At 74.9% G+C, this 981-nt stretch carries 1 protein-coding gene; it reads right to left on the bottom strand.

The genetic code is table 11. The features are described from left to right. Positions 1 to 981: ATP-binding cassette domain-containing protein (locus tag ACFFNX_RS51135; protein ID WP_378213757.1), on the bottom strand; the 981-nt coding region annotated here is incomplete at both ends.

The raw sequence follows: 981 nt of genomic DNA on the forward strand, positions 1-981 counted from the left end.
CGATCTCGGTGTCCAGCCCGTCGGGCAGGCGCGTCGCCCACCCGAGCGCCCCGACCCGCTCCAGCGCCGTACGCAGGTCGGCGTCCGTCGCCTCGCGCGCGACCAGCCGCAGGTCCTCGGCCAGAGTGCCGGCGAAGACGTGGACCTCCTGGGTCACCAGGACGACCGGCTTGCCCGGCTCCGGCTCGGCGCCGCCCACGCGCACCGAGCCGCTGTCCGGCCGATGAACCCCGGCGATGAGCTTGGCGAGCGTGGTCTTGCCCGCCCCGCTTGCGCCGACCAGCGCGACCCGCGCCCCGGGGGCCACCTCCAGCGACACGTCGTGCAGGACCGGGCGGCCCGGCACGTACGCGTGGGTCGCGCCCGACACCTCGATCGAGGAGTCCCGGTTGGCGGGAGACGCCGCCGTGGCCGGCGCGGGAAGGTCCGCCACCCCGACGAGGCGGGAAAGCCCCGCCGCGGCGGCCTGGGCGTCGTCCACCAGCGACAGCGCCATGTTGATCGGCCCGAACAGCCCGTGGAAGTACAGCGCGGCGGCGGTCGCGGTGCCCACCGTGGTCATCCCGTGGCGGACCATGACGAATCCGACGACCAGCACGGACGCCAGCCCGAGATACTCCGCGACGTGCAGCCTGCTGTAGAAGCGTGTCTGCAGGGAGATGCCGCGCAGCAGCAGCTCCACCGCGGCCCGCGACCGGCGCTCCACCTTGCCGACGTGCCGGTCGGCCAGCCGGAACGCGCGCACGGTCCCGGCACCGTCGATCGTGGCGAGCAGTTCGTGCTGCTGCGCCCCGACCGCCACCCGCTGCGCGGCGTACAGCAGGCCGGCGCGGTGGCCGTACCGGCGGACGGTGTACAGCTGAACCGGCACCGAGACCAGCGCCGCCAGCAGGAACCGCCAGTCGAGCACGGCCATCCCGCCCAGGCTCAGCCCGATCGTGAGCAGCGAGCCCACCAGTGCCGGGAGGGCCTCCCGCACCG

The sequence above is a fragment of the Actinoallomurus acaciae genome (assembly GCF_042429965.1).
GTDB classification, from domain to species: Bacteria; Actinomycetota; Actinomycetes; order Streptosporangiales; family Streptosporangiaceae; genus Actinoallomurus; species Actinoallomurus acaciae.